Origin of the sequence: Streptomyces phaeofaciens, from assembly GCF_014648915.1 — a bacterium.
Lineage (GTDB): Bacteria > Actinomycetota > Actinomycetes > Streptomycetales > Streptomycetaceae > Streptomyces > Streptomyces phaeofaciens.
In genome coordinates this window covers 111086-136767 of the sequence record NZ_BMSA01000026.1, presented here as the reverse complement: position 1 = coordinate 136767, position 25682 = coordinate 111086, and the positions used below count along the sequence as shown (strand labels likewise).

Sequence of the window (25682 nt, the reverse complement as noted above, 5' to 3'; positions counted from 1 at the left end):
GTCAGGGCCGGGCCACGAGCGGCTCGCCCGGATTGCGCAGCCCTTCGGCGGCGTCCGAGACCCGCCGGATCAGTTCGAGGAACAGCGTCTGCTCCTCGGCCGAGAGCGGGGAGAGGAAGACCTGGTTCATCCGGGCGGTGCGCACGGCCAGCTTGCGGTGGGTGCGCAGCCCGTCCTCGGTGAGCGCGAGCAGGAAGCGGCGGCCGTCCTGCGGGTCGCGGACCTTGTCCAGCAGCCCCCGCCGGCCGAGCCGGCTGATCACCTCGGCGATGGTGGAGCGGTCGAGCCCCACCCGCTCCCCCACCGTGCGCTGGTCGAGGCCCGGCTCGGCGACGAGCGCGTTGAGGACCGCGAACTGCGGCGAGGTGATCTCCTCGGAGACCATGGTGTTCCACAACAGGTAGTGCGCCTGCTGGAGCCGCCGCGCCAGATGTCCGGGGTGACTGGTGAGGTCCACGGCGGCCATGTGCGCTCCTCGGCGTGGGTGGGCTGGGATGTCTCGTCCGGTGCGCCGACTCGCTCGGCGCCGCGCCGACCTTATCGCCGCGCCGAACTCCGTCGGTGTACTGAACTTCGTCGGTGTACTGAACGATACCCCTCTGCGACCGCCGCCGTCTCGCCCCGCGATGACCTGCGCCCCAGCTCCGGCCTGGGGTCTTGACTGGTCCCGGCTGCGGTGGCAGCGTGTGAGCAAGCTCGGCGAAATAGTCAGTGCCCTGATTAAATTTCCACTGGGCGATCGGGAGAGATGGGGCTTCACGGATGGACAAGGTGGTCGCCACAGCCCAGGAGGCGGTGGCCGATGTGCCGGACGGCGCGTCGCTGGCGGTGGGTGGCTTCGGACTGAGCGGTGTGCCGAACGCCCTCATCCAGGCGCTGTACGAGCGGGGCGTGAGCGGGCTGTCGGTCGTCTCCAACAACTGCGGGGCGATGGAGTCGGGCCTGGCGGTCCTGCTCGCCGCCGGGCGGATCTCCCGTGTCACGGGCTCCTACATCGGCGCGAACAAGGAGTTCGCCCGCCAGTACCTGGCCGGGGAGCTCGAGGTCGAGATGATCCCGCAGGGCACGCTGGCCGAGCGGCTGCGGGCCGGCGGCGCCGGCATCCCCGCCTTCTACACCCCGGCCGGTGTGGGCACGCAGGTCGCCGAGGGCGGTCTGCCCTGGCGCTACGACGGTGAGGGCGGCGTCGCCCTGGCGTCCCCGCCGAAGGAGGTGCGGGAGTTCGACGGCGTGGAGTACGTGCTGGAGCGCGGCATCCGCACCGACTTCGCGCTGGTGCGGGCGGCCAGGGGCGACCGGCACGGCAACCTGGTGTTCAACAAGTCCTCCCGCAACTTCAACCCCCTGGCCGCGACGGCCGGACGGATCACGGTCGCCGAGGTCGAGGAGCTGGTGGAGCCCGGGGAGATCGACCCGGACGCGGTGCATCTGCCGGGCATCTTCGTGCAGCGGGTGGTCGCCCTGTCCCCGGAGCAGGCGGCCGACAAGCGGATCGAGCAGCGGACGGTGAGCAAGTAATGGCCTGGACACGCGAGGAGATGGCGGCCCGCGCCGCGCGCGAACTGCGCGACGGCCAGTACGTCAACCTCGGCATCGGACTGCCGACCCTCATCCCCAACTACCTCCCGGCGGACGTCGAGGTGGTGCTGGAGAGCGAGAACGGCATCCTCGGCACCGGCCCCTACCCCGGCGAGGACCAGGTCGACCCGGACCTGATCAACGCCGGCAAGGAGACCGTGACGGTTCTGCCGGGCGCCTCCTTCTTCGACTCCGCGCTCTCCTTCGGCATGATCCGCGGCGGTCACATCGATGTCGCCGTACTGGGTGCGATGCAGGTCTCCGAGCGGGGCGACCTGGCGAACTGGGCGATCCCCGGCAAGATGATCACCGGGATCGGCGGTGCGATGGACCTCGTCCACGGCGCCCGTACGGTCATCGTCGTCATGACCCACACCGCCAAGGACGGCTCGCCGAAGATCCTTCAGGAGTGCGCGCTGCCGCTGACGGGCCGGGCCTGCGTCAACCGGATCATCACCGACCTCGGGGTCCTTGACGTCACCGACGAGGGTCTGGTGCTGGTGGAGACCGCGCCGGGCGTCACCGTCGAGGAGATCGTCACCAGGACCTCCGCCGAGGTCCACGTCCCGCAGGAGGCCCGGTCATGAGGGACGTCTACCTCGTCGACGCCGTCCGCACCCCGATCGGCCGCTACAACGGCGCGCTGTCGTCGGTGCGTCCGGACGACCTCGCCGCCCACGCCCTGCGTGAACTGCTCGCCCGTACGCCCGGCCTGGATCCCGCCCGGATCGAGGACGTGTACTTCGGCAACGCCAACGGCGCCGGCGAGGAGAACCGCAACGTCGCCCGGATGGCCGCGCTGCTCGCGGGCCTGCCGACCTCCGTTCCCGGGGTGACGGTCAACCGGCTCTGCGCCTCAGGCCTGGAGGCGGTGATCCAGGCGGCCCGCGCCATCGCGGCCGGCGACGCCTCCATAGCCGTCGCGGGCGGTGTGGAGTCGATGACCCGGGCCCCGTACGTGCTGCCGAAGTCGGACCGGCCGTTCCCCGCCGGGCACGCCGAGCTGTACTCCACCACCCTGGGCTGGCGCATGGTCAACCCTGGGATGGACCCGCGGTGGACCGTCCCGCTGGGCGAGTCGGCCGAACTGATCGCCGACAAGCACAAGATCAGCCGTGAGCAGCAGGACCAGTTCGCGCTGGACTCCCACCAGAAGGCCGCGAAGGCGCAGGCCGAGGGCCTGTTCGAGGCCGAGCTGGCACCCGTCGCCGTCCCTCGGCGCAAGGGTGACCCGGTCCTCTTCGACGCCGACGAAAGCGTACGGCCCGACGCCTCGCTGCCGGCGATGGCCAGGCTGAAGCCGTCCTTCCGGCCGGAGCACGGCACGGTCACCGCGGGCAACGCCTCGCCGCTCAACGACGGGGCCGCCGCGCTGCTCCTCGTCGACGAGGAGGGCCTGAAGGCCACCGGGCGCGAGCCGCTCGCCCGCGTCCGCGCCACCGGGGTCTCCGCGATCGACCCGGACTACTTCGGGCTCGCCCCCGTCGAGGCGGTGAACCGCGCGCTCGCCAAGGCCGGCAAGGGCTTCGACGACCTCTCCGTGCTCGAACTGAACGAGGCCTTCGCCGCCCAGGTGCTGGGCTGTGTCGCCGAGTGGCCCGAGTTCGACCCGGCGGTCCTCAACCCGCAGGGCGGTGCCATCGCCCTCGGGCATCCGCTCGGCGCCTCCGGTGCCCGGCTCGCCGGCACCGTCGCCCACCAGCTCGCCCGCAAGGGCGGCGGCATCGGCGTCGCCACCCTCTGCATCGGCGTGGGCCAGGGCCTCGCCCTCGTCCTCGAACGGTAGGAACCATGACTCTCACCCAGCACGACATCGACCAGGAGATCGCGGCCGAGCGGGCCGCGTACGAGAAGCGGATCGCCGACGGAGGCCCCGTCGAGCACCAGCCGCGCCGCGGCTACGCGCCGTACCGCTCGTCGGTGCTGCGGCATCCGAAACAGCCGCCGGTCACCATCGATGTGACGAAGGACCCGGAGCTGGTGGAGCTGCACTCCCCCGCGTTCGGGGAGCGGGACATCACCGAGATCGACAACGACCTGACCCGGCAGCACCACGGCGAGCCGATCGGCGAGCGCATCACGGTCTCCGGCCGGCTCCTCGACCGGTCCGGGCGTCCGGTCCGGGGCCAGCTGATCGAGATCTGGCAGGCCAACTCGGCGGGCCGCTACGCGCACCAGCGCGAGCAGCACGACGCCCCGCTGGACCCGAACTTCACCGGCGTCGGCCGCACCCTGACGGACGACGACGGCCGGTACCGGTTCACCACCGTCCAGCCGGGCCCGTACCCGTGGCGGCAGCACGTCAACGCCTGGCGGCCCGCCCACATCCACTTCTCGCTCTTCGGCTCGGCGTTCACCCAGCGGCTCGTGACGCAGATGTACTTCCCGAGCGACCCGCTGTTCCCGTACGACCCGATCATCCAGTCGGTGACGGACGACGCGGCCCGGCAGCGGCTGATCGCGACGTACGACCACAGTCTGTCGGTGCCGGAGTTCTCGATGGGCTACCACTGGGACATCGTGCTGGACGGGCCGCAGGCCACCTGGATCGAAGAAGGGCGCTGACCTGCCATGACGAAGATCGACCCGAGTCGCCCCGAGACCGTGCTCCCGACCCCGTCGCACACGGTCGGCCCCTTCTACGGCCATGCCCTGCCGTTCCCGGGCGGCGGCGACATCGCCCCGGCCGGCCATCCGGCCGCCATCGCCCTCCAGGGGTACGTGTACGACGGCGAGGGCGACCCGCTGCCGGACGCGTTCGTGGAGCTGTGGGGCGCCGACCCGGACGGCGGTGTCCCGCGGGCCGACGGATCGATGCGGCGCGACCCGGCGACCGGCGGCTTCCTCGGCCGCAACGGTGTGGAGTTCACCGGCTGGGGCCGCATCCAGACGGACGCGAACGGACACTGGACGGCGCGGACGCTGCGGCCCGGCGCACGCGGCGCCAGCGCCCCCTACGTGAGCGTGTGCGTGTTCGCGCGCGGCCTGCTGATGCACCTCTACACCCGGATCTACCTGCCCGGCGACGACGCCGCGCTCGCCGCCGACCCGCTGCTCTCCCAGCTGGACCCGGCGCGGCGCGACACGCTGATCGCCACGCGGGACGCCGCAGGCACCTACCGTTTCGACATCCGCCTTCAGGGCGAAGGCGAGACGGTCTTCCTGGAGTTCCAGTGACCCCTGCTCACTCCGACGCCGGTCTGCTCTCCCCCGGGTGGACCGGCTCCCCCGCCGCCTCGGCGACCGGTGACGACGCGTTCCTGCGGGCGCTGCTCGACGCGGAGGCCGCGCTGACCCGTGCCCAGGAGTCCCTGGGGCTGGCCCCGGCGGGGGCCGGCGCGGCGGTCACCGAGGCGGCCCGCGGTCCCTACGACGTCCGCTCCCTGGCCGAGCGGGCCCGCTCGGGCGGCAACCCGGTCATCCCCCTGGTCGCCGACCTCACCGGGGCGACCGACGCCGCCCACGGGCCGTACGTGCACCGGGGCGCGACCAGCCAGGACATCATGGACACGGCGACGATGCTGGTCGCGGTGCGCACGCTGGACCTGGTCCTGGCCGACCTCGACCGCACCGGGTCGGCGCTGGCCCGGCGGGCGGCCGAGCACCGGGACACCCCGATGCCGGGCCGGACGCTCACCCAGCACGCCGTCCCGACGACCTTCGGGCTGAAGGCGGCCGGGTGGCGCTCGCTGGTCCTGGACGCCCGGGACCGGGTGCGGACGGTACGGGACGCGCTGCCCGCCCAGCTCGGCGGCGCGGCCGGGACACTGGCCGCCTTCACGGCGTACGGCGCCGAGGACGCGACCGCGCTGCCCGCCGCGTACGCGCGCGAACTGGGGCTGCGGGCACCCCTGTTGCCCTGGCACACCCTGCGCACACCGATCGCCGACCTCGCCGGATGCCTGGCGTTCACGGCGGGCGCGCTCGGGAAGATCGCGGTGGACGTCCTCACCCTCGCCCGCACCGAGATCGCCGAGGTCGCGGAGGGACGCGGGGGCGGCTCCTCGGCCATGCCGCACAAGGCGAACCCGGTCCGCGCCACGTTGATCGCGGCCGCCGCCCGGCGCGCCCCGCAGCTCGCGGCCGTGCTGTACGGGTCGCTGGCGGCCGAGGACGAGCGGCCGGCCGGGGCCTGGCACGCCGAGTGGGAGCCGCTGCGGGACCTGCTGCGGCTGGTCGGCGGTGCGGCCCGGGACGCCGCCGAGCTGACCGAGGGCCTGCGGGTGCACCCGGACGCGATGCGCGCGAACCTCGGCCGCACCCATGGGCTGATCGTCTCCGAACGGCTGTCCGCCGAACTGTCGGCGCTGCTGGGCCGGGCCCGCGCCAAGGAGCTGCTCAGCGCCCTCGCCCCGCGCACCTGGGCCGAGGGCCGCACACTCGCCGAACTCCTCGCCGAGGAGCCCGACCTGCGGGGCGTCGACGTCGACGACCTCACCGACCCGGCCCGCTACACCGGCTCCGCCGGAACCCTCACCGACCGTGCTCTGGAGCGACGTTGACCGAGAAGCTGCTCAACCACCGCGCCGAGGGCCCCGCTTCCGCGCCTCCGCTGCTGCTCGGCCCCTCGCTGGGCACCTCGTACGCGCTGTGGGACAAGGTCGCGCCCGAACTGTCCGCCACCCACCGGGTGGTGCGCTGGGACCTGCCGGGGCACGGCGGCTCCCCCGCCGGGCTGATCGGCCCCGGCGCCACGGTCGGCGACCTGGCCGGCCTGGTCCTGGCACTCGCCGACTCCCTCGGCCTGGAGCGGTTCGCGTACGCGGGTGTGTCGCTGGGCGGCGCGGTCGGACTGCACCTCGCGGTGCACCACCCCGAACGGCTGTCCTGTCTGGCCGTGATCTGTTCGTCGGCCCACTTCAACGGGGCGAAGCCGTGGGAGGAGCGGGCCGCGCTGGTGCGGCGCGAGGGGCTCGCGAAGCTCGCGGAGTCCGCCGACGCCCGCTGGTTCACGCCGGGGTTCACCGTGCCGAGGCTGGTCGCCGACCACCGGGACGCCGACCCCGAGGCGTATGCCGCGTGCTGTGACGCGCTGGGCGCGTTCGACCTGCGGGAGCGGCTCGCGGAGATCACCGTGCCCACCCTGCTGATCGCCGGACGCCAGGATCCGGCGACCCCGCCCGCGCATCTGCGGGAGATCGCGGACACGGTGCCGGGCGCCGCGCTCGTCGAACTCCCCGGCGCCTCGCATCTGGCACCGGCGGAGCGTCCGGAGGCGGTGCTGACCGCGCTGCGGACCCACTTCGACGGCCCCGCCCGCCGGGGCATGGAGGTGCGGCGCGAGGTGCTCGGCGACGCGCACGTGGACCGGGCGCAGGCCCGGCAGTCGCCGTTCACGGCCCGCTACCAGGACTTCATCTCGCGCTACGCCTGGGGCGAGATCTGGACCGACCCGACGCTCAGCCGCCGTGAGCGCAGCATGATCACGCTGACCGCGCTGGTCGCCCACGGCCACTACGACGAGCTGGCCATGCACGTCCGCGCGGCCCGGCGCAACGGGCTCACCCCTGAGGAGATCGGCGCCGTCCTGCTCCAGACCGCCGTCTACTGCGGGGTCCCGGCGGCGAACTCGGCGTTCGCGACGGCGCAGCGGGTGCTGGAGGAGGAGGGCTGACGTTCCCCCGGCAAGCCGGGGGAAGGTCCTAGGCCGTGTCCGCAAAGTCCCGTCTGGCTCGCGACGCCCGGCACGGCACCTCGCCGCGTTGTCGGGATCACCCGCGTACACCCAGTACGCGGGCGACCCTCCGCCTTGCGATGCACCGCACCGGACGCCGCGAGCCCTGCCCTGCGGGCAGACGACGCCACTTTGCGGACACGACCTAGCGTGGGTCCAGTGCCATCAGGCTCGCCAGCGCCCGCTCCGCCTTGGCCGCCAGGCTGTCGGCGCCGCAGCTGCGCGCCAGTGCCAGACCCCGGTTGAGTTCGGACACCGAGCGGGACAGGACACCGTACTCCACCCGGGCGGCCGCGTGTTCGTACTGGCAGGGAGAGGACTCCAGGTACGCCGCCGCCTGCTGGGCCAGCCTGACCGCGCGCTGCCCGGTCTCCAGGGCGGCGGCGCAGCGCAGGGCCTCGCCGATCGCCGTGTCGGTGCCGAACCGCTCCGCCTGGCGGCGCGCCTCGGAGGCGAGCTGGGCCGCGCGGGCCGGGTCCTGCGTGGCGAGGGCCCGGGCGAGGTCGACGGCCCACGGGACCATCACCGGGTTGAGGTGACCGCGCGCGGCGGCCGCCTTCCCGGCCTCCTCCAGTTCGTTGACGCCGTCCTTGAACCGGCCGACGGCGAGCAGCAGCCGGCCCCGCACCGAGCGCGGGTCGGGCAGCACGATGGTGGACGGGTAGGGCGGTCCGAAGCCGTACTCCTCGGCGATCCGCCAGGCCTCCTCGACATGGCCCCGGGACAGCAGGACGTCGACGAGGTTGCAGGTGGCCGACCAGTACAGGGGCAGGCCCCGGCCGACGCGTTCGGCGAGGCTCAGGGACTTCCGCAGGGACTCCTCGGCCTCCTTCAGCCGGCCCCGGCGGCGCAGGCCCAGACCGAGGTAGGCGTGGGCCAGGGAGGTGTGGCCGCCGCTCCAGCCGGCCGACTCGTAGGCGCGGACGGCCTCGTTGAAGAGGGTGTCGGCGCGGTCGAGCCGGTCGGTGTAGGCGTAGGAGCTGGCCAGCATCATCAGCAGCTCGATGCCCCACTCCTGGTCGGTCCAGCCGAGGCCCGGGGCGAGGCGGCCGTTGACGAGGGCACGGTCGCAGAACTCGACGACCTCCTCGGCGTTCTCCCCGTGGGTCACGGCGTCGAAGCCGCGCAGGATGAGCAGGGCGCGCTCGGCGTTGTCCCGGCCGGCGCAGGTCGCGGCGAGGGCGGCGAGCCGTTCGGAGCGGCCGGGTGAGGTGGTCTCGCCCGCGTGGACGCCCTCCCACATGAACTGCACGGCCTGGAGCCGCATCTTCGCCGGGCCCGGTGCGTGCCGGGCGGCCTCCGCCTCGACCGTGCGGACGGCCTCCTCCAGCTGGTCGTTGTACAGCAGCGCCTGGGACAGCCGGTAGACGGCGTCCACGCGCAGGTCGCCGTCGAGGCCGGGCAGGGCGAGCGCGGTGCGCAGGTGGTCGACGGTCTTCGCGGGCGCGGTGAGCAGGGTGGCGCAGCCGAGGTCGTAGAGCACCCGCGCGTGCACCTCGGGGGCGGGTGGTTCCTCCAGGGCGCGTTCCAGACAGCGGCGGGCCGCGTCGGGGGCGCCGACGGCCAGGTGTTCGCCGGCGGCTCCGCGCAGCTGCTCGACGAGTTCCTGGTCGCCCTCGGGGTGGACCTGGATCAGGTGCCGGGAGGCGGCCGCGAGCCCCTTGCCCGCGTCGGCGACGACCTGGGCGGCGATGCCGTGCATCGCGGTGCGCAGGCTGCCGGGGATGGAGTCGTAGACGGCGGTGGCGATCAGCGGGTGGACGAACTCCAGGTCGCCGTCGGCGGCGGCCACGGCCGTCGGGTCGGGCTCGGTCAGGATGCGGGCGGTGCGCAGCAGTTCGGCGCAGCGCACCGCGTCGTCGCGGCCCATGACGGCGAGCCGGGCCGCCTCGTCGATGGAGATGCCGACGCCGAGGATGGCGGCGGCCATGGCGAACCGGGTGGCGTCGACGCCCAGTTCCTCCAGGCGGGCGACGAGTCCGCCGCCGCGCGCCGACTTGCTCAGCGGGCGCAGTTCGATGGCCGAGGCCTCGCTCGGTTCGAATCCGCTGTCGCCGACCTTGGCGAGGAGTTCCACGGTGTCGTAGGGGTTGCCGTCGGTGACGGCCCACACCTCGCGGCAGAACGCGCCGTCGGCGTGGGGGCCGAGGGTGGCCCGGGTGAGGCCGGCGACGGCGGCCGGGGTGAGCGCGCTGAGGCTGGTGACCGAGTGGCCGGCGACCGCGCCGATCGCTTCGAGATGGCGGGCGGCGTCGCCCTTGACCTCGCCGGGCCTGCGGGCCACGACGACCAGGACGGACAGGTCGTCGAGGCGTTCGACGAAGGCGGCGAGCCAGCGCAGGGTCTCCTGGTCGGCCCAGTGCGCGTCGTCGATCAGCAGCACCAGCGGGTAGCAGAGCTTGGCGAGTCGCCGTACGGCGGCGACCAGGCCGTCGCACACGCCCTGCGGGTCGGCGGGCGCGTCACCTGGTTCCGCTATGCCGAGGGCGGGGCCCGCGATGTCGTACCAGTCGCCGAGGTACTCGCGGGCCTCCTCCGGCAGCAGGGACAGCAGCGCCGGCTGGAGCAGCTGCCGGACGACGTTGAAGGGGACGGACCGCAGCGTCTCGCCGCCGCGGGCCGACCACACCGTGCAGTTCCGGGACTCGGCGATGCGACGAGTCTCGGCCAGCAATGCCGTTTTGCCGAGTCCCGCCTCGCCCCGGAGCACCAGCAGATGGCCCGAGGAGGACCGGTCGGCGCAGAGGGTGTCCACCGCCTGCGCCAGAACGGCGACTTCCGCATCGCGCTCCCAGAGGGAAGCCGAGGCGGCCGCCGCCGGCCGTACCTCCGTCATCCCGCTACCTCCCCAAGTCGCCCGAAAGACGTACCGACCACGAGCGTAGCCGTCCGAGGGCCCCGGCGGAGGGCGGTCCGCGCAGGTCTTGCCTTCACGGGTGACACGGGAACCGCGACAGGGCCGAACGGGCCTGCGGGGACGGCCCGGAACGTCAACAGCGGTCGACGCGCACCGAATTGACGTCGATTTCACGCCAGCGGGGCGGCTGCGGGCCGGCCGCCGCCGACCGGGCGCCGGTCACGGAATGCCCTCCCTCTCATCCGCCTTTCACCGATGCCTCATACGGTGGTGTCATGACGCAGGTGACTCCTCCCGGGTGGTACCCCGATCCGGGGCAGACGAATGACGGTCCCGCCACCGAACGCTGGTGGGACGGCACGGCATGGACGGACCAGACCCGCCTCGCGGGCTCGGCCGCCGCATGGGGTGCGCCCGCGCAGGCGTCGACCGACGGCGCGTACGGCGCGTATCCGACCTATCCGGGACATCCCGCACCCCCGCCGGGCGCGGGGCCGCGGCGCGGGCTGCGCACGGGCATAGCCGTCGCGGCGGCGGTGGCGGTCCTCGCCAGCATCGGGGTCGGCGTGTGGGCGCTGGCCAAGGACGACGGCTCGGGCGGCGGCAACGGCACGGCGCAGGGGCCGGGCGGTCAGAGCGGCGGCCAGGGCGGGCAGGACGGCGGCCAGGGCGGCCCGTTCGGCGGCTCGGGCGGCCAGGGCGATTCCGGTGGCTCCGGCGGGTCGGGCGGATCCGGCGGGTCGGGCGGATCCGGCGGGTCGGGCGGATCCGGCGGCTCGGGCGGCTCCGGAGGCGCGTCGCCCTCCCCCGACGAGTCCGAGGCGCCGAAGATCAAGAGCGGTTCGGTGCCGGACACGGTCAACGGGATCAGCATCCCGATCCCGGACGGCTGGACCGGCCAGCAGATGAGCGTCGGCGCGGCGGTGACGTCCGACTCCTCCTACGACTGCCCCGGCGACACCACCAAGACCTGCACCAAGGGCGGCGTGTACTCGGTCCCGGCCGAGGCGCTGGGCACCGCGGGCGACACCGCCGAGGAGGTGGCGAAGGCGGACATCTCCAAGAACGCGGAGGAATCCTACGGCGGCACCACCTACGGCGAGATCACCTCGCACAAGGTGCTGGCCTCCAAGGCGGTGACGGTGGCCGGGCAGAAGGGCTACCTGGTGCGCTGGAAGGCGGTCACCAGCAAGGGCGCCGACGGCTACGTCGAGTCGCTGGCGTTCCCGGCGCCGGCGGACACCTCGCGCCTGGTGGTGCTGCGCTTCGGCGTCGACGCCGACCAGAGCGTGTCGGTCATCGACACGATCACGAAGGGCATCAAGGTGTCGAAGGGCGGCGGCAGCGGCCAGGACGTCTGACCGCCCCTGACCAGTTGCGCGAAAAAGTCGGCCGGGTGGAGCGCCCCTCCGCTCAAAGGGGAGCCCCACCCGGCCGGGGGTGCGCGCCGCCCCCGTCCCCACGGTGCGGCGCGGACAGGTCACCGTCCAGTCATCCCATGGACGGCGGCCTGAGTCTGTGGCGGGTCGTGGACGAGCCCGAGCGCCGGGAGTACGGCGGCCTCCACGAAGCGCACCAGGTAGTCCTGGTCGGCGTACTGGCCGTCCACGACGGGCCGGGCGCGGATCACGCCGAACATCTGGGCCGGGACGTACTCCAGCGCGGGATGGCCGGCGCGGACCTCTCCGCGCTCGACGCCGCGCCGCAGGATCTCCCGCAGGGCCTCGATCTCGGGGTCGATCAGCGCCTCGCGCAGCGCCCGCGCGAGATCCTCGTCACCCGTGACGGCGTGGCCGAGGGCCTGGAGCAGCTTGGTGTCGTTCGTCGACCAGCGGCCGGTGGCCCGCGCGGCCTCGCGCAGGTCGTCGGCGAGCGACCCGGTGTCGATGCCGGCGAGTCGCGCGGTGCGGCGCGAGCGAAGGGCGGCGACGACGAACTGGGGCTTGGTCTTCCACTGCCGGTAGAGCGTGGACTTGCTGCACCGGGTGCTGGCGGCGACGCCCTCCATGGTGACCGCTTCGTATCCGCACTCGCGAATCTGTTCGAGGACGGCGTCGAAGAACTCCTGCTCGCGCTGGGGCGTGAGCTTGGAGCGGCGCGTGGCGGTGACCGGCTCCGGTCCGTCCGCGGCCTGCGACGTCATCGTCTCTTCTCCTTGTCTCCGGGCGCTGCCGCGCACTGCCGGCTGCTGCCGCCGGCTGTCGCGAGGGCCCCGTGCGGGGCCTCACTCCAGTGTGGCGCATGTCAATCGATACGCCAGTGTACCGGTACCCGAGCGTATCGGTACACTGGCGTATCGGTACGACATCGTATCGATGGCGTCTGCACGGGTTTCCGCCCGGCGGACGCCGTTCCACACGCACCACCGTCAGTGAAGGGGCCGGGGGATGAATGCCCGCACCGAGCCTGCAGAAGCGGAGCCGGTCACACCGGCGCGGCCGCCGATAGTCCGCGAGCTCCTGCTCGTCGCAGGACTCTTCCTCGTCTACAAGTTCGGACGGCAGCTGGCCACGGGGCACACCGCCGAGGCCTACCGCAACGCCCACGACGTCTGGCACGCCGAACGGTGGCTGCACCTGCCCGGCGAGGGCACCGTGCAGTCCCTGCTGCTGCACGGCGACACCCTGACCAGGGCCGCGAACACCTACTACGCGACCGTCCACTTCCCGGCCACGCTGGCCTTCCTGGTCTGGCTGTACCTGCGGCGCCCGGCGCACTACGTCTGGGCCCGCCGGGTCCTGGCCGCCGTCACCGCGGCCGCCCTGGCACTGCACCTCGCGTTCCCGCTCGCGCCCCCGCGGATGCTCGCGGCGACCGGCCTGATCGACACCGCCCGCGTGTACGGGCCGTCGGTGTACGGGCCGCCGCGCACCGACCACCTCTCCAACCAGTTCGCGGCGATGCCCTCGCTGCACTTCGGCTGGGCGCTGATGGTCGCGATCGGCCTGATCGTCGCGACCCGGTCCCGGTGGCGCCGGCTATGGCTGCTCCATCCGCTGCTCACCCTGCTGGTGATCGTGGGCACCGCGAACCACTACTGGCTCGACGCGATCGTGGCGGGCGCCCTGCTCGGGGTCGCGCTCACCCTGATCCACGCACCCCGGCGCACCGCGACGACCGCGGGACGCGGGGTGGCACTCCCGGCTCCGGCGAAGGCCGGGGACCAGGTCCTGGCGGGGGCGGCCCGATGAACGCCACGCTCCTCGCCGTCGTCCTCTCCCTCTTCTCCGCCGTCGCCTACGCGGCCGCGGCCGTCGCCCAGGAGCGGCTGGCCTCCCGGTCCCCGGGGGCGGGCCTGCTGCGGCTGCTGGGTCGCGGCGCCTGGTGGTGGTCGGTCGGCCTGAACGCTTCGGCCGCGCTGCTGCACGTGGTGGCACTGAGGTACGGCCCGCTGACGGTGGTGCAGCCGCTGGGCGCGCTGACCCTGGTCGCGGCGGTGCCGCTGGGCGCGCGGGTCGCGGGACGGCGGGTCGGCGCGGCCGAATGGCGGGGCACCGCCTACACGCTGGCCGGTCTGGCGGCGATCCTGGTCACCGCGTCGGGTCCGGTCCCCGAGGACGTGCTGAGCGCCCCCGAGGCGGTCGCCGTGGCCGGGGCGACGGCGGCGGTGATCGGTCTGCTGGCCCGGCCCGGCACCCGGCCCGGGCTGCGGCACGCGACCGCGTCGGGCTTCGCCTCCGGGGTGGCCTCGGCCCTCACCCAGACGGTGACGGTGGCGGCGACGGACGGCTCGGCACCGATGCTGAGCGTGCAGGTGATCGGGGTGGCGCTGCTGGTCGCCGCGTTCGCGACGGGCGGGCTGCTGCTGTCCCAGACGGCCTACCGCGGCGGCCTGGGCGCCCCGCTCGCGATGGTGACGCTGGCGAACCCGACGGCCGCCGCCGTGATCGGCCTGGCCCTCCTGGGCGAGCGGCTTCAGGGCGGGCCCGCGGGCGTACTGCTCGCGCTGGCGGGCGCGGGCCTCGCGGGGTGGGGTGTGGTGCTGCTGACCCGGGCGGCACCGGAGCCCGCTCCCGTCCCCGACGAGGACCACCCCGTGGCGGCGGTGCTGGCCCTGAAGCCGGAGACGGCGTCGGCCGAACCGGCCCTGCTGCCCCGGCCCACGACCGGACCGGAACACCTCACGCCGCTGTGATCCGGGCTCACGCCGGGGGCTGCGATCCGGGGCTCACGCCGGGGGTTGTGACCCGGGCTCACGCCAGGGGTTGTGACCCGGGCTCACGCCAGGGGCTGTGACCCGGGATCACGCCAGGGGCTGTGACCCGGGATCGCTCCGGGCGCGGCGCCCCGGGCTCACACCGGCACCGTCGAGTGCGGCCCAGGATCACGCCGTCGACCGTGGGCCCGGGCTCAGCCGAGCCCGCGCGAGTCCTGCTTGAGCGCCGTGTCGACGGTCAGGGCCGTGGCCACGACCAGGCTCAGGAGGGGTTCGGGCAGCTGGTAGTGGACCTGGAGGACGTAGTTGTCCGCGGTGGTGAACATCGTCTTGGCCAGGCCCTCCCAGGTCTTGGTGATCCGGGCGACCTCGTTCTCCGCGTGGTCGACGATGGCGAAGTTCCACGCGCGCCAGTTCTCCGCCTTGATCGCGCCGACCTGGTGGCCGCCGGCGTTGATGGCGAAGTTGATCTTCCCGAAGACGTTCTGCTGAACGATCTCGCCGACCGGCTGCCCGTCCGGACGGGTCACGATCACCCGCGACTTGAGGAACTTCGCCGGGCGGGTCAGCAGCAGCACCGGCTGCCCGTAGGCGTCGCGGATCTCCAGCCGGTGCGTCATGAACTGGTCGAGGCTGACGAGGAAGCGCAGGATCTTCCGCAGCGCGCTCTGCCCGACCTGTACGACCGAGCCGAGCTGATTGCCCTGCTGGTCCATGACCTTGTACTCGTTGGTGAGCTCGATCAGCTTCGCCTTCTGGTTCACCACCAGCACGGGCTCGCTGAACAGCGTGCCGCCGCCGGGGCCGCTCGGGGCGACCCCGGCCTGCTGCTGCACCTGGCGCTGGACGCGCGCGTCGGGCCCGGCCGGCTGCTGCGGCACCTTGGGCGCGCCCTGCGCCTGCTGGTCGGCGTGGGTGTGCTCGGTCCACTGGGTGCCGTCCCAGTAGCGCAGGGTCTGGGCCGCTCCGTGCGGATCCGGGTACCAGCCTGCAGGGGTGTTCGAATGCGTGGTCACCGGGGCACACTATCCCGAGCCCACCGGGACCTGACCAGACCCCACCATGCGGTGTTCACCTGGCTTTTACCCCGGCTCGGCTACTCCGTGACGATCGCCGGATCACTCACTCCCGGACACCCGTTCTCGACATGTCCGGCGAACTGCCGCATATAGGACGCATCTCCGTCCACGGTGACGGTGAGGTCGTACCAGCGCCGGCTCGCGCTCAGGTCGACGGTGCGCCGTACGACGGCACCCGAGCGAACGCGGACGGTGCTCGTCCGGCCGCGGTAGCCGTCCCTCAGCTTCAGCACCGCGGTGCCCGGCCCCTGGTGGGTGAAGGTGAGTTCGATGTCGTCACCGACGTGCCGGGCGACCACCTCGGGTCCGACGGCCTTCCCCTTGAAGGCGCGCAGGAAGCCGTTGGGGCCGTGCACGGTCAGGTCGTACGCGCCGCCCGAGTACGCCGAGTTCCAGGTGTCGGAGACGTAACGGCCGGCACCGGTCGTGTAGCTCCAGGGCCCGTCGGTGCGGTTGCCGGCGGTGACGAGGAAGACCGCGCCGGCCTTCGCGCCGGAGGCGAAGGTGAGCGTGATGCCTCCGGAGGCGACGTCCGCCGAACCGTCCACGAACGGAACGTACTTGAGCGGACGGGCGGGGCGCAGTCCGCGCTCCTGCCGGGGCAGGACACCCTCGGCGGGCGGGGCCGGCCTGTAGTCGGGGTGACGCTCGCGGTCCGGGGGCTCGTAGGCGTCGGTGTCGGGCACCGCGACCGGCCCGGTGTCCTTGCGGGAGAAGTCGAAGGCCGCGGTCAGATCGCCGCAGACGGCCCGCCGCCAGGGCGAGATGTTCGGCTCGCGCACGCCGAAGCGGCGCTCCATGAACCGCACGATCGAGGTGTGGTCGAGGGTCTCGGAGCAGACGTAACCGCCCTTGCTCCACGGGGAGACGACGAGCATCGGCACGCGCGGGCCGAGTCCGTAGGGGCCGGCGACGCGGCTCTTGCTGCCCGGGAAGAGGTCCAGGGTGACGTCGACCGTGGACTTGCCCCGGTCCTCGGAGGCCGGCGGGAGCGGCGGCACGACGTGGTCGAAGAAGCCGTCGTTCTCGTCGTAGGTGATGAACAGGGCCGTCTTCGCCCACACCGCCGGGTTGGAGGTGAGCGCGTCCAGGACCTGGGAGATGTACCAGGCGCCGTAGTTCGAGGGCCAGTTGGAGTGCTCGGAGAAGGCCTCCGGGGCGGCTATCCAGGAGATCTGCGGCAGCCTGCCCGCCGTGACGTCCGCCTTCAGCACGTCGAAGTAGCCGTCGCCGTTCTTGACGTCGGTGCCGGTGCGGGCCTTGTCGTGGAGCGGGTCGCCGGGCTGGGCGTTGCGGTACTTGTTGAAGTACAGCAGGGAGTTGTCGCCGTAGTTGCCGCGGTAGGCGTCCTGGATCCAGCCCCACGAGCCCTGTGCGTCGAGGCCGTCGCCGATGTCCTGGTAGATCTTCCAGGAGACGCCCGCCTCCTCCAGACGCTCCGGGTAGGTCGTCCAGTCGTAGCCGAGTTCCTCGTTGCCGAGGACGGGACCGCCGCCCACGCCGTCGTTGCCGGTGTGCCCGGTCCACATGTAGTAGCGGTTCGGGTCGGTGGAACCGATGAAGGAACAGTGGTACGCGTCGCAGACGGTGAACCTGTCGGCGAGCGCGTAGTGGAAGGGGATGTCGTCACGGGTGAGGTACGCCATGGTGGTGGTGCCCTTGGCGGGTACCCACTTGTCGTACTTGCCCCCGTTGTAGGCGGCCTGTCCGTCGGGCCAGCTGTGCGGGAGTCCCTCCAGGAACTGCATGCCCAGGTCGTCGGCGGTGGGGTGGAAGGGCAGCAGTTCCCCGGTGCCGTTCGGCTGGTGCCACACCGACTTTCCGTTCGCGAGCGTGACCGGGCGCGGGTCGCCGAAGCCGCGCACGCCCCTCAGGGTGCCGAAGTAGTGGTCGAAGGATCGGTTCTCCTGCATCAGGACGACGATGTGCTCGACGTCCTCGATCGACCCCGTGCGGTGGTTCGCGGGCAGCGCGGCGGCACGCTCGATGCTGCCGGAGAGCGCGGTGAACGCCGAGGTGGCGCCCGCGAGTTGGAGGAAGCGGCGCCGGTTGACTTCGGACATGGGTGAGGGACCTCTCAAGCGGAAGGAGAATCTCGTCCGGCCGGTTCGGGTCGTGATGCGCGCGCAAGGAGTGTTCCAAGAGCACCGAACGTCAGGGAAGGCCCCGGTGGCGCCCGGGTGAAAGTCGACCGTACGCACGGTGTGCGGGGACGCCGGTCACCCGCGCACCCCGCACCTGACTACCCGTCGACCACACCCGACTACCCGTCAAACCAGGTCGGCCCGGCGAGCGGGTGACTGGAAAGTGGCCTATGACCAGCCCCCCGTCATGGTCTGGACCAGTGGCAGTACGCCCCGTGCGCCCGAGCGGTCCGCCGGTGCGCCGTTCGGCGCCCGGACCAGCACACGGAGCCCTCACGCCCACCGGGCCCCACGCACCCCCTGACGGAAAATCACATGATTCGGCCCCGTGACGGACCTCTGGGACACCTGCGCTTTTCCGTCACCTTTCGCAACATGACCACGAAAGCTACACAGACACATCACTATGTTGACGCGACGGATGCGGGACGACCGGCTTCTGAGGGGGACGCCGGCGTCGCGCAAGGGGGTGCGTCCGCTCCATGGGAGCCGCGCTCACCCCTGCCCGGGGAGGGGACTTCACCGCATGAAGCGGACCATGCGCACCGCTGCGCCGACAGCGGACGCGCTCATCGCCGCACTCGGCCTGCCGGCCGGCACGGCCCACGCCGAGGACCACCCGTTCGCCCCGGGTTCCTCGGAGACGGCGGCTCGCTCGGCCACCGAGCCCGCACCGGACGCCCGTGTCCCCGCGGCCCTGACCGCCCACACTCCGTCCACCGCGGGCGGCTGAACGGCGCACCGACCCCAGGACCGATCCGGCCGCCGTACGCGGCCGGCACCCACCGGTGGCCCCTCGCCCGGGGCCCACCGGGCACGAACCACCCCACACCTCGGCCGTGGAGCACTTCCATGCACGTTCCCCACGTCGCGCGACGCCCCGGCGCGACGCGCGTCACCCTGCTCACCGAAGGCACCTACCCGCACAGCCACGGCGGCGTGAGCGTCTGGTGCGACCAACTGGTCCAGGGCATGCCCGACATCGACTTCGACGTCATCGCCGTCACCGGCACCGGCCGCGAGGCCGTCGTCTGGGACCTGCCCGCCCACGTCTCGCACGTCCTGTCCGTCCCCATGTGGGGCGCCCCGCCCGAGGGCCGCGCACCCCGGGGCCGCGCCCGCACCCGACTCGCCGCCGCCTACGAGGAGTTCCTCACCGCCCTGCTCGACCCGCGCGCCGAGGACGGTTTCGCCCCCGCCCTGTACGCGCTGTCCCGGGCCGCCGCCGACGGGGCGCTCAGCCCGTTCCTGCGCGGCGACCGGGCGATCGCCCTCCTCGCCTCGGTGTGGAACCGGCCCGGTCTGGCCGTGCGCGAGGCCCGGCCGACCGTGCACGACGCGCTCACCGCGACCGCTCTGCTGGAACACGCCCTGCGCCCGCTGGCCGCGCCGGCCCCGTTCACGGGTGTCGCGCACGCGGTGAGCGGCGGTGTCGCCGTGCTGCCGGGCCTCGCCGCGCTCGACCGGCACGGCGTACCGCTGCTGCTGACCGAGCACGGCGTCTATCTGCGCGAGCGCTACCTCGGCTACCGCACCGCGCCCTACCGCTGGCCGGTGAAGGCGGTCGTCCTGGGCTTCTTCCGGCTGCTGGCCGAGGAGAGCTACCGCCGGGCCGCCCTGATCACCCCCGGCAACCGCTACAACCGGCTCTGGGAGGAACAGGGCGGCGCCGACCCGGAGTCGATCCGCACGGTCTACAACGGCGTGGACCCGGCCGCCTTCCCGCCCGCCGGTCCCGAGCCGCGGACCCCCACCCTCAGCTGGGCGGGCCGGGTCGACCCGATCAAGGACCTGGAGACCCTGATCCGGGCCTTCGCCCTGGTCCGCGCCCAAGTCCCCGACTCCCGGCTGCGGTTGTTCGGGGGCACCCCGCGCGGCGGCGAGGCGTACCGGGAGCGCTGCGAGGCGCTGGCCGCCGAACTGGGCCATGCGGACGCGGTCACCTTCGAGGGCCGGGTCGACGACATCAAGGACGCCTACGCGGCCGGGAACGTGGTGATGCTCTCCAGCATCAGCGAGGGTTTCCCGTTCACCCTGATCGAGGCCATGTCGTGCGGGCGTGCCACCGTCTCGACCGACGTGGGCGGAGTGCGGGAGGCGGTCGGCGACACCGGGCTCGTGGTGCCGCCGCGCGACCCGGAGGCGATGGCGGCCGCCGCCCTGGAACTGCTGGGCGACCCGGCGCGGCGCCGGGCCATGGGCGAGGCGGCACGGCTCAGGGTGATCGAACGGTTCACGCTGCGCCGGACCATCGACACCTTCCGCTCCCTCTACCGCGAACTGCCCTCGCGGGCACGGGCGTCGGCGCCGATACCGGCTCCGCCGGTCCCGCTCGCCGCACCGGTGGGCTCGGTGGCCGGATGAGCGGGCCGATGTGGCTGGAGCCCGGCGGCGCCGAACAGGACACACTGGCCCTGCGGCTGGCCGAGACCCGGCCGCCGCGCCGCCGTCCCCGCCGGGCCGCCGACGACACCGCGCTCGCCGTCCGGCCGCCCCGGCACGGCCCCGACGAGGAGGCGGTCAGCGAACTCGCCGCCGAACTCGCCGACCGCGTCGGCCCGGCCGTCCACCCCTACGAGGTGGCGGCGCTGCTGGAGGCGGAGGGCCTCACCGCCTCCCTGATCAAGGAGCGCTACGGCCACCCCGATCTGTTCTCGCTGGCCGCCGCGCTGTACGAACAGGTGCCGCGGACCTTCCCGGAGCCCGCGCGGGCACCCGACCCCTGGCGGCCGGACACCGTGCGCTGCCTGCTGCGGGGCGTGCTGTTCGCGCTGCCGGGCCTCGCCCATCTGCTCACCGTGCCCCTGTGGAACGCCGGCCGGCACGCCCCCGCGCTGATCGTGGCGGGGCTGGTCTCCTGGGCCTGGGGGCAGGCGCTCGGCCACCGCGCCCATCTGCGGAGGGCGACCGGACCGCGGGAGGCGGGCCGCACGCTGCTCGTCGGCGCGCCCGTCGGGGCGGTCCTGGCCACCGCCGCCGGGGCGGTGCCCGCCGGGGCGGTGCCCGCCGGGGGCGGCCCGGTGACGCTGGTCGTGGCCGCGCAGTCGCTGTACCTGGCGGCCGCCGGTGTGCTGCTGGTGCTGGCCCGGGAGCTGCTGCTGCTCGCCGCGCTCAGCCCGCTGATCGCGGGTGCCACCGTGCTGCCCTGGTGGGAGCCGGGCGGCCCGCTGCGGGCCGGGCTGCCGGCGCTGGCCCTGTCGGCCACCCTCACCCTGACCGGCCGGGTGCTGTGGAGCGCCCTCGCCGATCCGCCGGTGGCGGGCGGCGTCCGGCCGAGCCCGCTGTCGTCCCTGCCGTACGGCCTGTTCGGGCTGGCGGCCGGGGTGCTCGTCCTGCTGGAGTGCGGCCGGGAGCCGTACGCGGTGATCGTGCTGACCGTCAGCATGGGGCCGGCGGAGTGGCTGCTGTACCGCTACCGGGGTCTGTCGGTCGTCGCGCTGCGGACCACCGCCACACCCGCCGGGTTCCTGCTGCGCTCGGCCGGGACCCTCGGGCTCTGTCTGACCGTCTATCTGCTGCCCCTGTGGCCGGCCGCCCTGCTGGCCGGTGCGGACCCCGCCGGGCTGCTGCCGCTCGCGGCCGCCCTGTGGACCGCACTGCTGCTCCAGGCGTTCGGGGCCGCCTGGCCGTCGGCCGTCATCTGTCTCCTCGCGGCGGGGGGCGCCGGGGCCGTCACGCTGTTCGGCCTGCCGCCGGGCCCGGCCGCGGCGCTCTCCCTGGGCTGCGGCGCGGCCGCCCTCTGTCTGACGGCGTACGCGCTGTGGCGGCTCGGCCGCCCCGCGCCGCACGCCTGAGCGGCCCGCTTCCCCCACACGCACCTACACCTGCACATCCGACCGACCGACCAATCAACCGGAAGGAACACCGGAGTTGACCTCCACACCGCTCGCCGCCGTCACCGGAGCCGAGGGTTTCATCGGCTCGCATCTCACCGAGGCGCTGGTCGCCTCGGGACACCGCGTCCGCGCGATGGCCCAGTACAACTCCTTCTCGTCGTACGGCTGGCTGGAGACCCTGCACCCGGACGTCCTGGACCAGGTGGAGATCGTCCTCGGCGACGTCCGGGACCCGGGCTCGGTCCGCGGTCTGCTCGACGGGGCCGACACCGCCTACCATCTGGCCGCGCTGATCGCGATCCCGTACTCCTACCAGGCGCCGCACAGCTATGTGGAGACCAACGTCACCGGCACCCTCAACGTGCTGGAAGCCGTGCGCGCGCTGGGCACGCCCCGGCTGGTGCACACCTCCACCAGCGAGACGTACGGCACCGCGCGGACCGTGCCGATCACCGAGGACCACCCGATCAACACCCAGTCGCCGTACGCCGCTTCGAAGGCGGGCGGGGACCGGCTCGCGGACAGCTACCACGCGAGTTTCGACACCCCGGTGGTGACGCTGCGGCCGTTCAACACCTTCGGGCCGCGCCAGTCGATGCGTGCGGTGATCCCCACCGTGATCGGCCAGGTGGCCGCAGGGGAGCGGACGATCACCCTCGGCGATCTGCGGCCCACCCGGGACTTCACCTTCGTCAAGGACACCGCCCAGGCGTTCCTGGCCGTCGGCACCGCGCCCGCCGAGCAGGTGGTGGGCCGCACCTTCAACGCCGGCACCGGCGGGGAGATCTCGGTCGGCGACCTGGTCCAGCTGATCGGCAAGGTGATGGACAGCGCGCTCGACGTGCGCGAGGACACCGCCCGCATCCGGCCCGCGAACTCCGAGGTGATGCGGCTGGTCGCGGACGCGACCCGGCTCGCCGCGGCCACCGGCTGGCGGCCCGCGCACTCCCTGGAGGAGGGGCTCGCACACACCGTGGAGTTCTTCCGCGACCCCGCCCACCTGGCCCGCTACAAGACCGGCATCTACAACATCTGACGCCCGTGCGGCACCGCACACGAGCCCATCGGAGAAGGAGAAGACCCATGCACGCGGTGATCCTGGCGGGAGGCAAGGGCGTCCGGCTGCGCCCTTACACGACCGCCCTGCCCAAACCGCTCGTCCCCATCGGCGACCAGCACGCCATCCTGGAGATCGTGCTGCGCCAGCTGGCCACGGCCGGCTTCACCCGCTGCACCATCGCCATCGGCCACCTCGGCGAGATCATCCGCGCCTATGTCGGCGACGGCTCCGCCTGGGGCATGCGGATCGACTACGCCACCGAGGAGAGCCCGCTGGGCACGATGGGCCCGCTGCTCACCCTGCGCGAGCGGCTGCCCGAGACGTTCCTGGTGATGAACGGCGACATCCTGACCGACCTCGACTACGCGGACGTGCTGCGCACCCACGGGGAGTCGGGGGCGCCGCTGACCATCGCCACGTACGCCCGCAAGGTGCACATCGACTTCGGGGTGCTGACCACCGACTCGGCCAAGGTGGTCGCGTTCACCGAGAAGCCCAGCATGGACTACCGCGTCTCCATGGGCGTCTACGGTCTGTCCCGCTCGACCCTGGACGGCTACACGCCCGGACTCCCGCTGGGCTTCGACGAGCTGGTGCTCGACCTCATAGGAGCGCAGAACCAGCCGCACGCCTACGAGTTCGACGGCTACTGGCTCGACATCGGGCGCCCCGACGACTACGACCGGGCCAACGCCGAGTTCACCACCCGCAAGTCCCTTCTGCTCAAGGGAGCCTGAGCACCACATGCGCATTCTCGTCCTGGGCTTCACCGGCTATCTCGGAGCCCATGTCGCCGATCGGCTGCGGGCCCTGCCGGGCGCGCTCGTCCTCGGCGCCGGCCGCTCCCCGGACGCCGGGTTCGGCGTCGACCTCGCCTCGGCCCGTCCGGGGGAACTGGCCAAGACCCTGGCCTCGGCCGCGCCCGACGCGGTGGTCAACTGCGCGGGCGCGACCGGCGGCGACGCCGTGACCCTCGCCGAGGTCAACGCCCGCGGTCCGGCGGTGCTGTGCGCCGCGCTGCGCGAGGCGGCTCCGGGGGCCCGGCTGGTGCACCTGGGCTCGGCCGCCGAGTACGGGCCGGGCGTGCCCGGCACCCCGGTGACGGAGTCGGCTCCGACCTGCCCGGCCGGCCCGTACGGCGCGACCAAGCTGGCGGGCACGGCCGCGGTGACCGCTTCCGGTCTGGACGCGGTGGTGCTCCGGGTCGGCAACCCGGTGGGCCCCGGGGCGCCGGCCGCGGGGCTCCCGGGCCGGCTGGCCGCCCTGCTGCGGGAGGCCGGCCGGGCCCCGGACGCGGTCCTGCGGCTCGGCGACCTGTCCGCGTACCGTGACTTCGTGGACGTACGGGACGTGGCGCGGGCCGCCGAGCTGGCGGTCACGGCCCCCGGTCCGCTGCCGCCGGTCCTCAACGTCAGCGCGGGCCGGGCGGTCCCGGTGCGCGAACTGGTGCTCGGCCTGGCGGCACGGGCCGGTTTCCGGGGCCGGATCGAGGAGACGGTGGACGGCGGCCGTTCGGTCCGCTCGGCCGACGTGTCCTGGCAGTGCTCCGACATCGGGGCCGCCGAGCGGGCCCTGGGCTGGCGCCCGGCCCACACCCTCGACGAGGCGCTGGCCGCGCTCTGGGAAGGCGACGGCACGCCGTGAGCCTGCTGATTCCGCTGTACGTGCACCCGGCCGACGATCCCGGCGCGTGGCACCGCCTGATCCAGGCGGCCGGGGACACGTACGGCGTGATCCTCAACCCGGCCAACGGTCCCGGTGAGCGCCCCGACCCCGCGTTCGCGGCGGCGGCCGGGGCCCTGCGGGAGGCCGGCGCACGGATCCTCGGTTACGTCGACACCGACTACGGGACGCGGGAGCGCGCCGCGGTCGCCGCCGACGTACGCCGGCACCAGGAGTGGTACGCGGCCGACGGCTGCTTCCTCGACCAGGTGACGGCCACACCGGACGCCCTGCCCGCCTGCCGGCGGCTGGTGCGGACGGTGCGCAGACAGGGCGCCGGGACGGTGGTGCTGAACCCGGGGGTCCACCCGGCGCCCGGGTACGCCCGCCTCGCCGACCTGACCGTCACCTTCGAGGGCCACTGGACGACGTACGTCTCGGCCTTCAGCCGGCCGCAGTGGACCGCCCGGCATCCGCCCGAACGGCTCTGCCATCTCGTCTACGGCGTCCCGGAGGCGCTGGTCCCGCTCGCCGTGCGCACCGCGGGCGAGCGGGGCGCCGCGGTCTGCGGCCCCGTGACCGGCGAACTTCCCAACCCTTGGGCAGAGTTGACCCCCGCACTGACCGGAACGGAGTCATGAGGAACCGGTACACGGTACGAGCGGTCCTGCTGGCGTGCGCGCTGGCGCTGGCGGGCTGTTCCGGGACCGGGCCCCCTCCACCCGGCCCGGCCCGCTGGAAGCCCCGCCCGGGGCTGGCCTGGCAGTGGCAGCTGAACAGCCGGGTCGACCCGTCGGTGGACGTGCCCGTCTACGACATCGACGGCTTCGAGAACACGGCCGCGGACGTGGCCCGGCTGCACCGCGACGGCCGCAAGGTCATCTGTTACGTCAACGTCGGCGCCTGGGAGGACTTCCGGCCCGACCAGGACGCCTTCCCGCGCGCGGTGCTGGGTGCGGAGAACGGCTGGGCGGGCGAGCGCTGGCTGGACATCCGGAAGATCTCCGTACTGCGGCCGATCATGGAGCGGCGCTTCGACATGTGCGCCGAGAAGGGCTTCGACGCGGTGGAGCCCGACCTGGTGGAGGGCTACGGCAACAGGACCGGCTTCGCCCTGACCGCCCGCGACCAGCTCCGCTACAACCGCATGATCGCCGACCTCGCGCACGAACGCGGCCTGTCCGTGGGCCTGAAGAACGACCTGTCGCAGATCCCCCAGCTCCTGCCCCACTTCGACTTCGCGGTCAACGAGGAGTGCGCCCAGTACGGCGAGTGCGCACGGCTGAGCCCGTTCATCGCCGCCGGCAAGGCGGTGTTCCACGTGGAGTACGCGCAGCCCACGAGCAGCTTCTGCACCGAGTCCCGGCGGCTGAGGCTGTCCTCGATGCGGAAGAAGCTGGAACTGGGGGTGTGGCGCCAGTCGTGCTGACGGCCATGCCGAGGGCGTCAGCGCGGTCTCAGCCGGCCGCCGTGCCCTCGGCCGTCGGCGGGGGCTGGTAGACGCCTTCCTTCCACATGGACTGGGACACGTCACACACCCCGTAGAAGGGAAACGCCCGCTCCAGCCCGTCCTGTGCCTCAGGGTTCACGATCTCGCCCACCTCCCCCGAGCGGCGCACGCGGCACCGGTGAATCG

The 25682-nt window shown here is 73.4% G+C and carries 24 protein-coding genes; 18 read left to right on the top strand and 6 right to left on the bottom strand.

The genetic code is table 11. The annotated features are described in order from the left end of the window. Position 1 precedes the first annotated feature (1 nt). On the bottom strand, positions 2-466 hold the full coding sequence (locus IE275_RS34635) for a MarR family winged helix-turn-helix transcriptional regulator (RefSeq protein WP_189716597.1): 465 nt from the start codon (positions 464-466) through the stop codon (positions 2-4). Positions 467-762: 296 nt separating this feature from the next. Between IE275_RS34635 and IE275_RS34630 the strand changes: the two genes are divergently transcribed. From IE275_RS34630 to pcaDC, 7 genes are read left to right on the top strand one after another with little or no spacing between them, the layout of a single operon-like run. Further along, entirely contained in the window at positions 763-1518 is a 756-nt protein-coding gene (locus IE275_RS34630; protein WP_189716596.1) for a CoA transferase subunit A, read from the top strand. Then, positions 1518-2165 carry a CoA transferase subunit B gene (locus tag IE275_RS34625; protein ID WP_189716595.1) on the top strand — a complete coding sequence of 216 codons (648 nt, stop codon included), beginning with the start codon at positions 1518-1520 and terminating at the stop codon, positions 2163-2165. Before IE275_RS34630 ends, IE275_RS34625 begins: the two co-directional genes overlap by 1 nt. Then, positions 2162-3364 carry a thiolase family protein gene (locus IE275_RS34620; RefSeq protein ID WP_189716594.1) on the top strand — a complete coding sequence of 401 codons (1203 nt, stop codon included), beginning with the start codon at positions 2162-2164 and terminating at the stop codon, positions 3362-3364. The genes IE275_RS34625 and IE275_RS34620 overlap by 4 nt, the downstream gene beginning before the upstream one ends. Before the next feature lie 5 nt (positions 3365-3369). After that, a complete protein-coding gene (gene pcaH, locus IE275_RS34615) occupies positions 3370-4143 on the top strand; it encodes a protocatechuate 3,4-dioxygenase subunit beta (RefSeq protein ID WP_189716593.1) in 774 nt (257 codons plus the stop codon). A 6-nt stretch (positions 4144-4149) separates the two neighbouring features. Next, a complete protein-coding gene (gene pcaG / locus IE275_RS34610; RefSeq protein ID WP_189716592.1) occupies positions 4150-4755 on the top strand; it encodes a protocatechuate 3,4-dioxygenase subunit alpha in 606 nt (201 codons plus the stop codon). After that, the gene (gene pcaB / locus IE275_RS34605; RefSeq protein ID WP_189716590.1) at positions 4752-6080 is read left to right on the top strand and encodes a 3-carboxy-cis,cis-muconate cycloisomerase; all 1329 of its coding nucleotides are present in this window, start codon (positions 4752-4754) and stop codon (positions 6078-6080) included. The genes pcaG and pcaB overlap by 4 nt, the downstream gene beginning before the upstream one ends. After that, the gene (gene pcaDC / locus IE275_RS34600; RefSeq protein WP_189716588.1) at positions 6077-7192 is read left to right on the top strand and encodes a bifunctional 3-oxoadipate enol-lactonase/4-carboxymuconolactone decarboxylase PcaDC; all 1116 of its coding nucleotides are present in this window, start codon (positions 6077-6079) and stop codon (positions 7190-7192) included. The genes pcaB and pcaDC overlap by 4 nt, the downstream gene beginning before the upstream one ends. Positions 7193-7397: 205 nt before the next feature. Here the strand turns inward: pcaDC and IE275_RS34595 are convergent, their stop codons facing one another. Continuing rightward, the gene (locus tag IE275_RS34595) at positions 7398-10088 is read right to left on the bottom strand and encodes an ATP-binding protein (protein ID WP_189716586.1); all 2691 of its coding nucleotides are present in this window, start codon (positions 10086-10088) and stop codon (positions 7398-7400) included. Between the two features lie 296 nt (positions 10089-10384). Here IE275_RS34595 and IE275_RS34590 point away from each other — a divergent pair, with 296 nt between their 5' ends. Further along, on the top strand, positions 10385-11470 hold the full coding sequence (locus tag IE275_RS34590; protein ID WP_189716584.1) for a DUF2510 domain-containing protein: 1086 nt from the start codon (positions 10385-10387) through the stop codon (positions 11468-11470). Between the two features lie 119 nt (positions 11471-11589). On the opposite strand, the gene IE275_RS34585 is transcribed toward IE275_RS34590, so the two are convergent. Further along, positions 11590-12252, bottom strand: coding sequence for a TetR/AcrR family transcriptional regulator (locus tag IE275_RS34585; protein WP_189716582.1), 663 nt, complete (start codon positions 12250-12252; stop codon positions 11590-11592). 244 nt (positions 12253-12496) lie between these two features. Here IE275_RS34585 and IE275_RS34580 point away from each other — a divergent pair, with 244 nt between their 5' ends. Together IE275_RS34580 and IE275_RS34575 are read left to right on the top strand one after the other, a co-directional pair. Further along, positions 12497-13300 carry a phosphatase PAP2 family protein gene (locus IE275_RS34580; protein ID WP_189716580.1) on the top strand — a complete coding sequence of 268 codons (804 nt, stop codon included), beginning with the start codon at positions 12497-12499 and terminating at the stop codon, positions 13298-13300. Further along, entirely contained in the window at positions 13297-14244 is a 948-nt protein-coding gene (locus IE275_RS34575) for a DMT family protein (protein WP_189716578.1), read from the top strand. Before IE275_RS34580 ends, IE275_RS34575 begins: the two co-directional genes overlap by 4 nt. Positions 14245-14459: 215 nt before the next feature. On the opposite strand, the gene IE275_RS34570 is transcribed toward IE275_RS34575, so the two are convergent. Together IE275_RS34570 and IE275_RS34565 are read right to left on the bottom strand one after the other, a co-directional pair. Next, positions 14460-15281, bottom strand: a complete 822-nt coding sequence (locus IE275_RS34570; RefSeq protein ID WP_189716576.1) for an LURP-one-related family protein — start codon at positions 15279-15281, stop codon at positions 14460-14462. An 80-nt stretch (positions 15282-15361) separates the two neighbouring features. Beyond that, the gene (locus tag IE275_RS34565) at positions 15362-17407 is read right to left on the bottom strand and encodes a phosphocholine-specific phospholipase C (RefSeq protein WP_189716574.1); all 2046 of its coding nucleotides are present in this window, start codon (positions 17405-17407) and stop codon (positions 15362-15364) included. 619 nt (positions 17408-18026) lie between these two features. On the opposite strand from IE275_RS34565, the gene IE275_RS34560 reads away from it, so the two are divergent. The 8 genes from IE275_RS34560 (at position 18027) to IE275_RS34525 (ending at position 25475) form a co-directional block, all read left to right on the top strand. Continuing rightward, the gene (locus IE275_RS34560) at positions 18027-18221 is read left to right on the top strand and encodes a hypothetical protein (protein WP_189716572.1); all 195 of its coding nucleotides are present in this window, start codon (positions 18027-18029) and stop codon (positions 18219-18221) included. 119 nt (positions 18222-18340) lie between these two features. Next, on the top strand, positions 18341-19852 hold the full coding sequence (gene pelF, locus IE275_RS34555; RefSeq protein ID WP_189716569.1) for a GT4 family glycosyltransferase PelF: 1512 nt from the start codon (positions 18341-18343) through the stop codon (positions 19850-19852). After that, positions 19849-21282 carry a hypothetical protein gene (locus IE275_RS34550; protein ID WP_189716567.1) on the top strand — a complete coding sequence of 478 codons (1434 nt, stop codon included), beginning with the start codon at positions 19849-19851 and terminating at the stop codon, positions 21280-21282. Before pelF ends, IE275_RS34550 begins: the two co-directional genes overlap by 4 nt. Before the next feature lie 76 nt (positions 21283-21358). Then, positions 21359-22360, top strand: a complete 1002-nt coding sequence (locus IE275_RS34545) for a GDP-mannose 4,6-dehydratase (RefSeq protein ID WP_189716565.1) — start codon at positions 21359-21361, stop codon at positions 22358-22360. Positions 22361-22407: 47 nt separating this feature from the next. Next, entirely contained in the window at positions 22408-23121 is a 714-nt protein-coding gene (locus IE275_RS34540) for a nucleotidyltransferase family protein (RefSeq protein WP_189716563.1), read from the top strand. Positions 23122-23128: 7 nt separating this feature from the next. Beyond that, the gene (locus IE275_RS34535; protein ID WP_189716561.1) at positions 23129-24028 is read left to right on the top strand and encodes an NAD-dependent epimerase/dehydratase family protein; all 900 of its coding nucleotides are present in this window, start codon (positions 23129-23131) and stop codon (positions 24026-24028) included. After that, on the top strand, positions 24025-24687 hold the full coding sequence (locus IE275_RS34530) for a spherulation-specific family 4 protein (protein ID WP_189716559.1): 663 nt from the start codon (positions 24025-24027) through the stop codon (positions 24685-24687). The genes IE275_RS34535 and IE275_RS34530 overlap by 4 nt, the downstream gene beginning before the upstream one ends. After that, positions 24684-25475 (top strand): endo alpha-1,4 polygalactosaminidase, encoded by a 792-nt coding sequence (locus tag IE275_RS34525; RefSeq protein ID WP_189716557.1) that lies wholly within the window; start codon positions 24684-24686, stop codon positions 25473-25475. The genes IE275_RS34530 and IE275_RS34525 overlap by 4 nt, the downstream gene beginning before the upstream one ends. 28 nt (positions 25476-25503) lie before the next feature. On the opposite strand, the gene IE275_RS46900 is transcribed toward IE275_RS34525, so the two are convergent. After that, entirely contained in the window at positions 25504-25635 is a 132-nt protein-coding gene (locus tag IE275_RS46900) for a hypothetical protein (RefSeq protein ID WP_268255319.1), read from the bottom strand. Positions 25636-25682 lie beyond the last annotated feature (47 nt).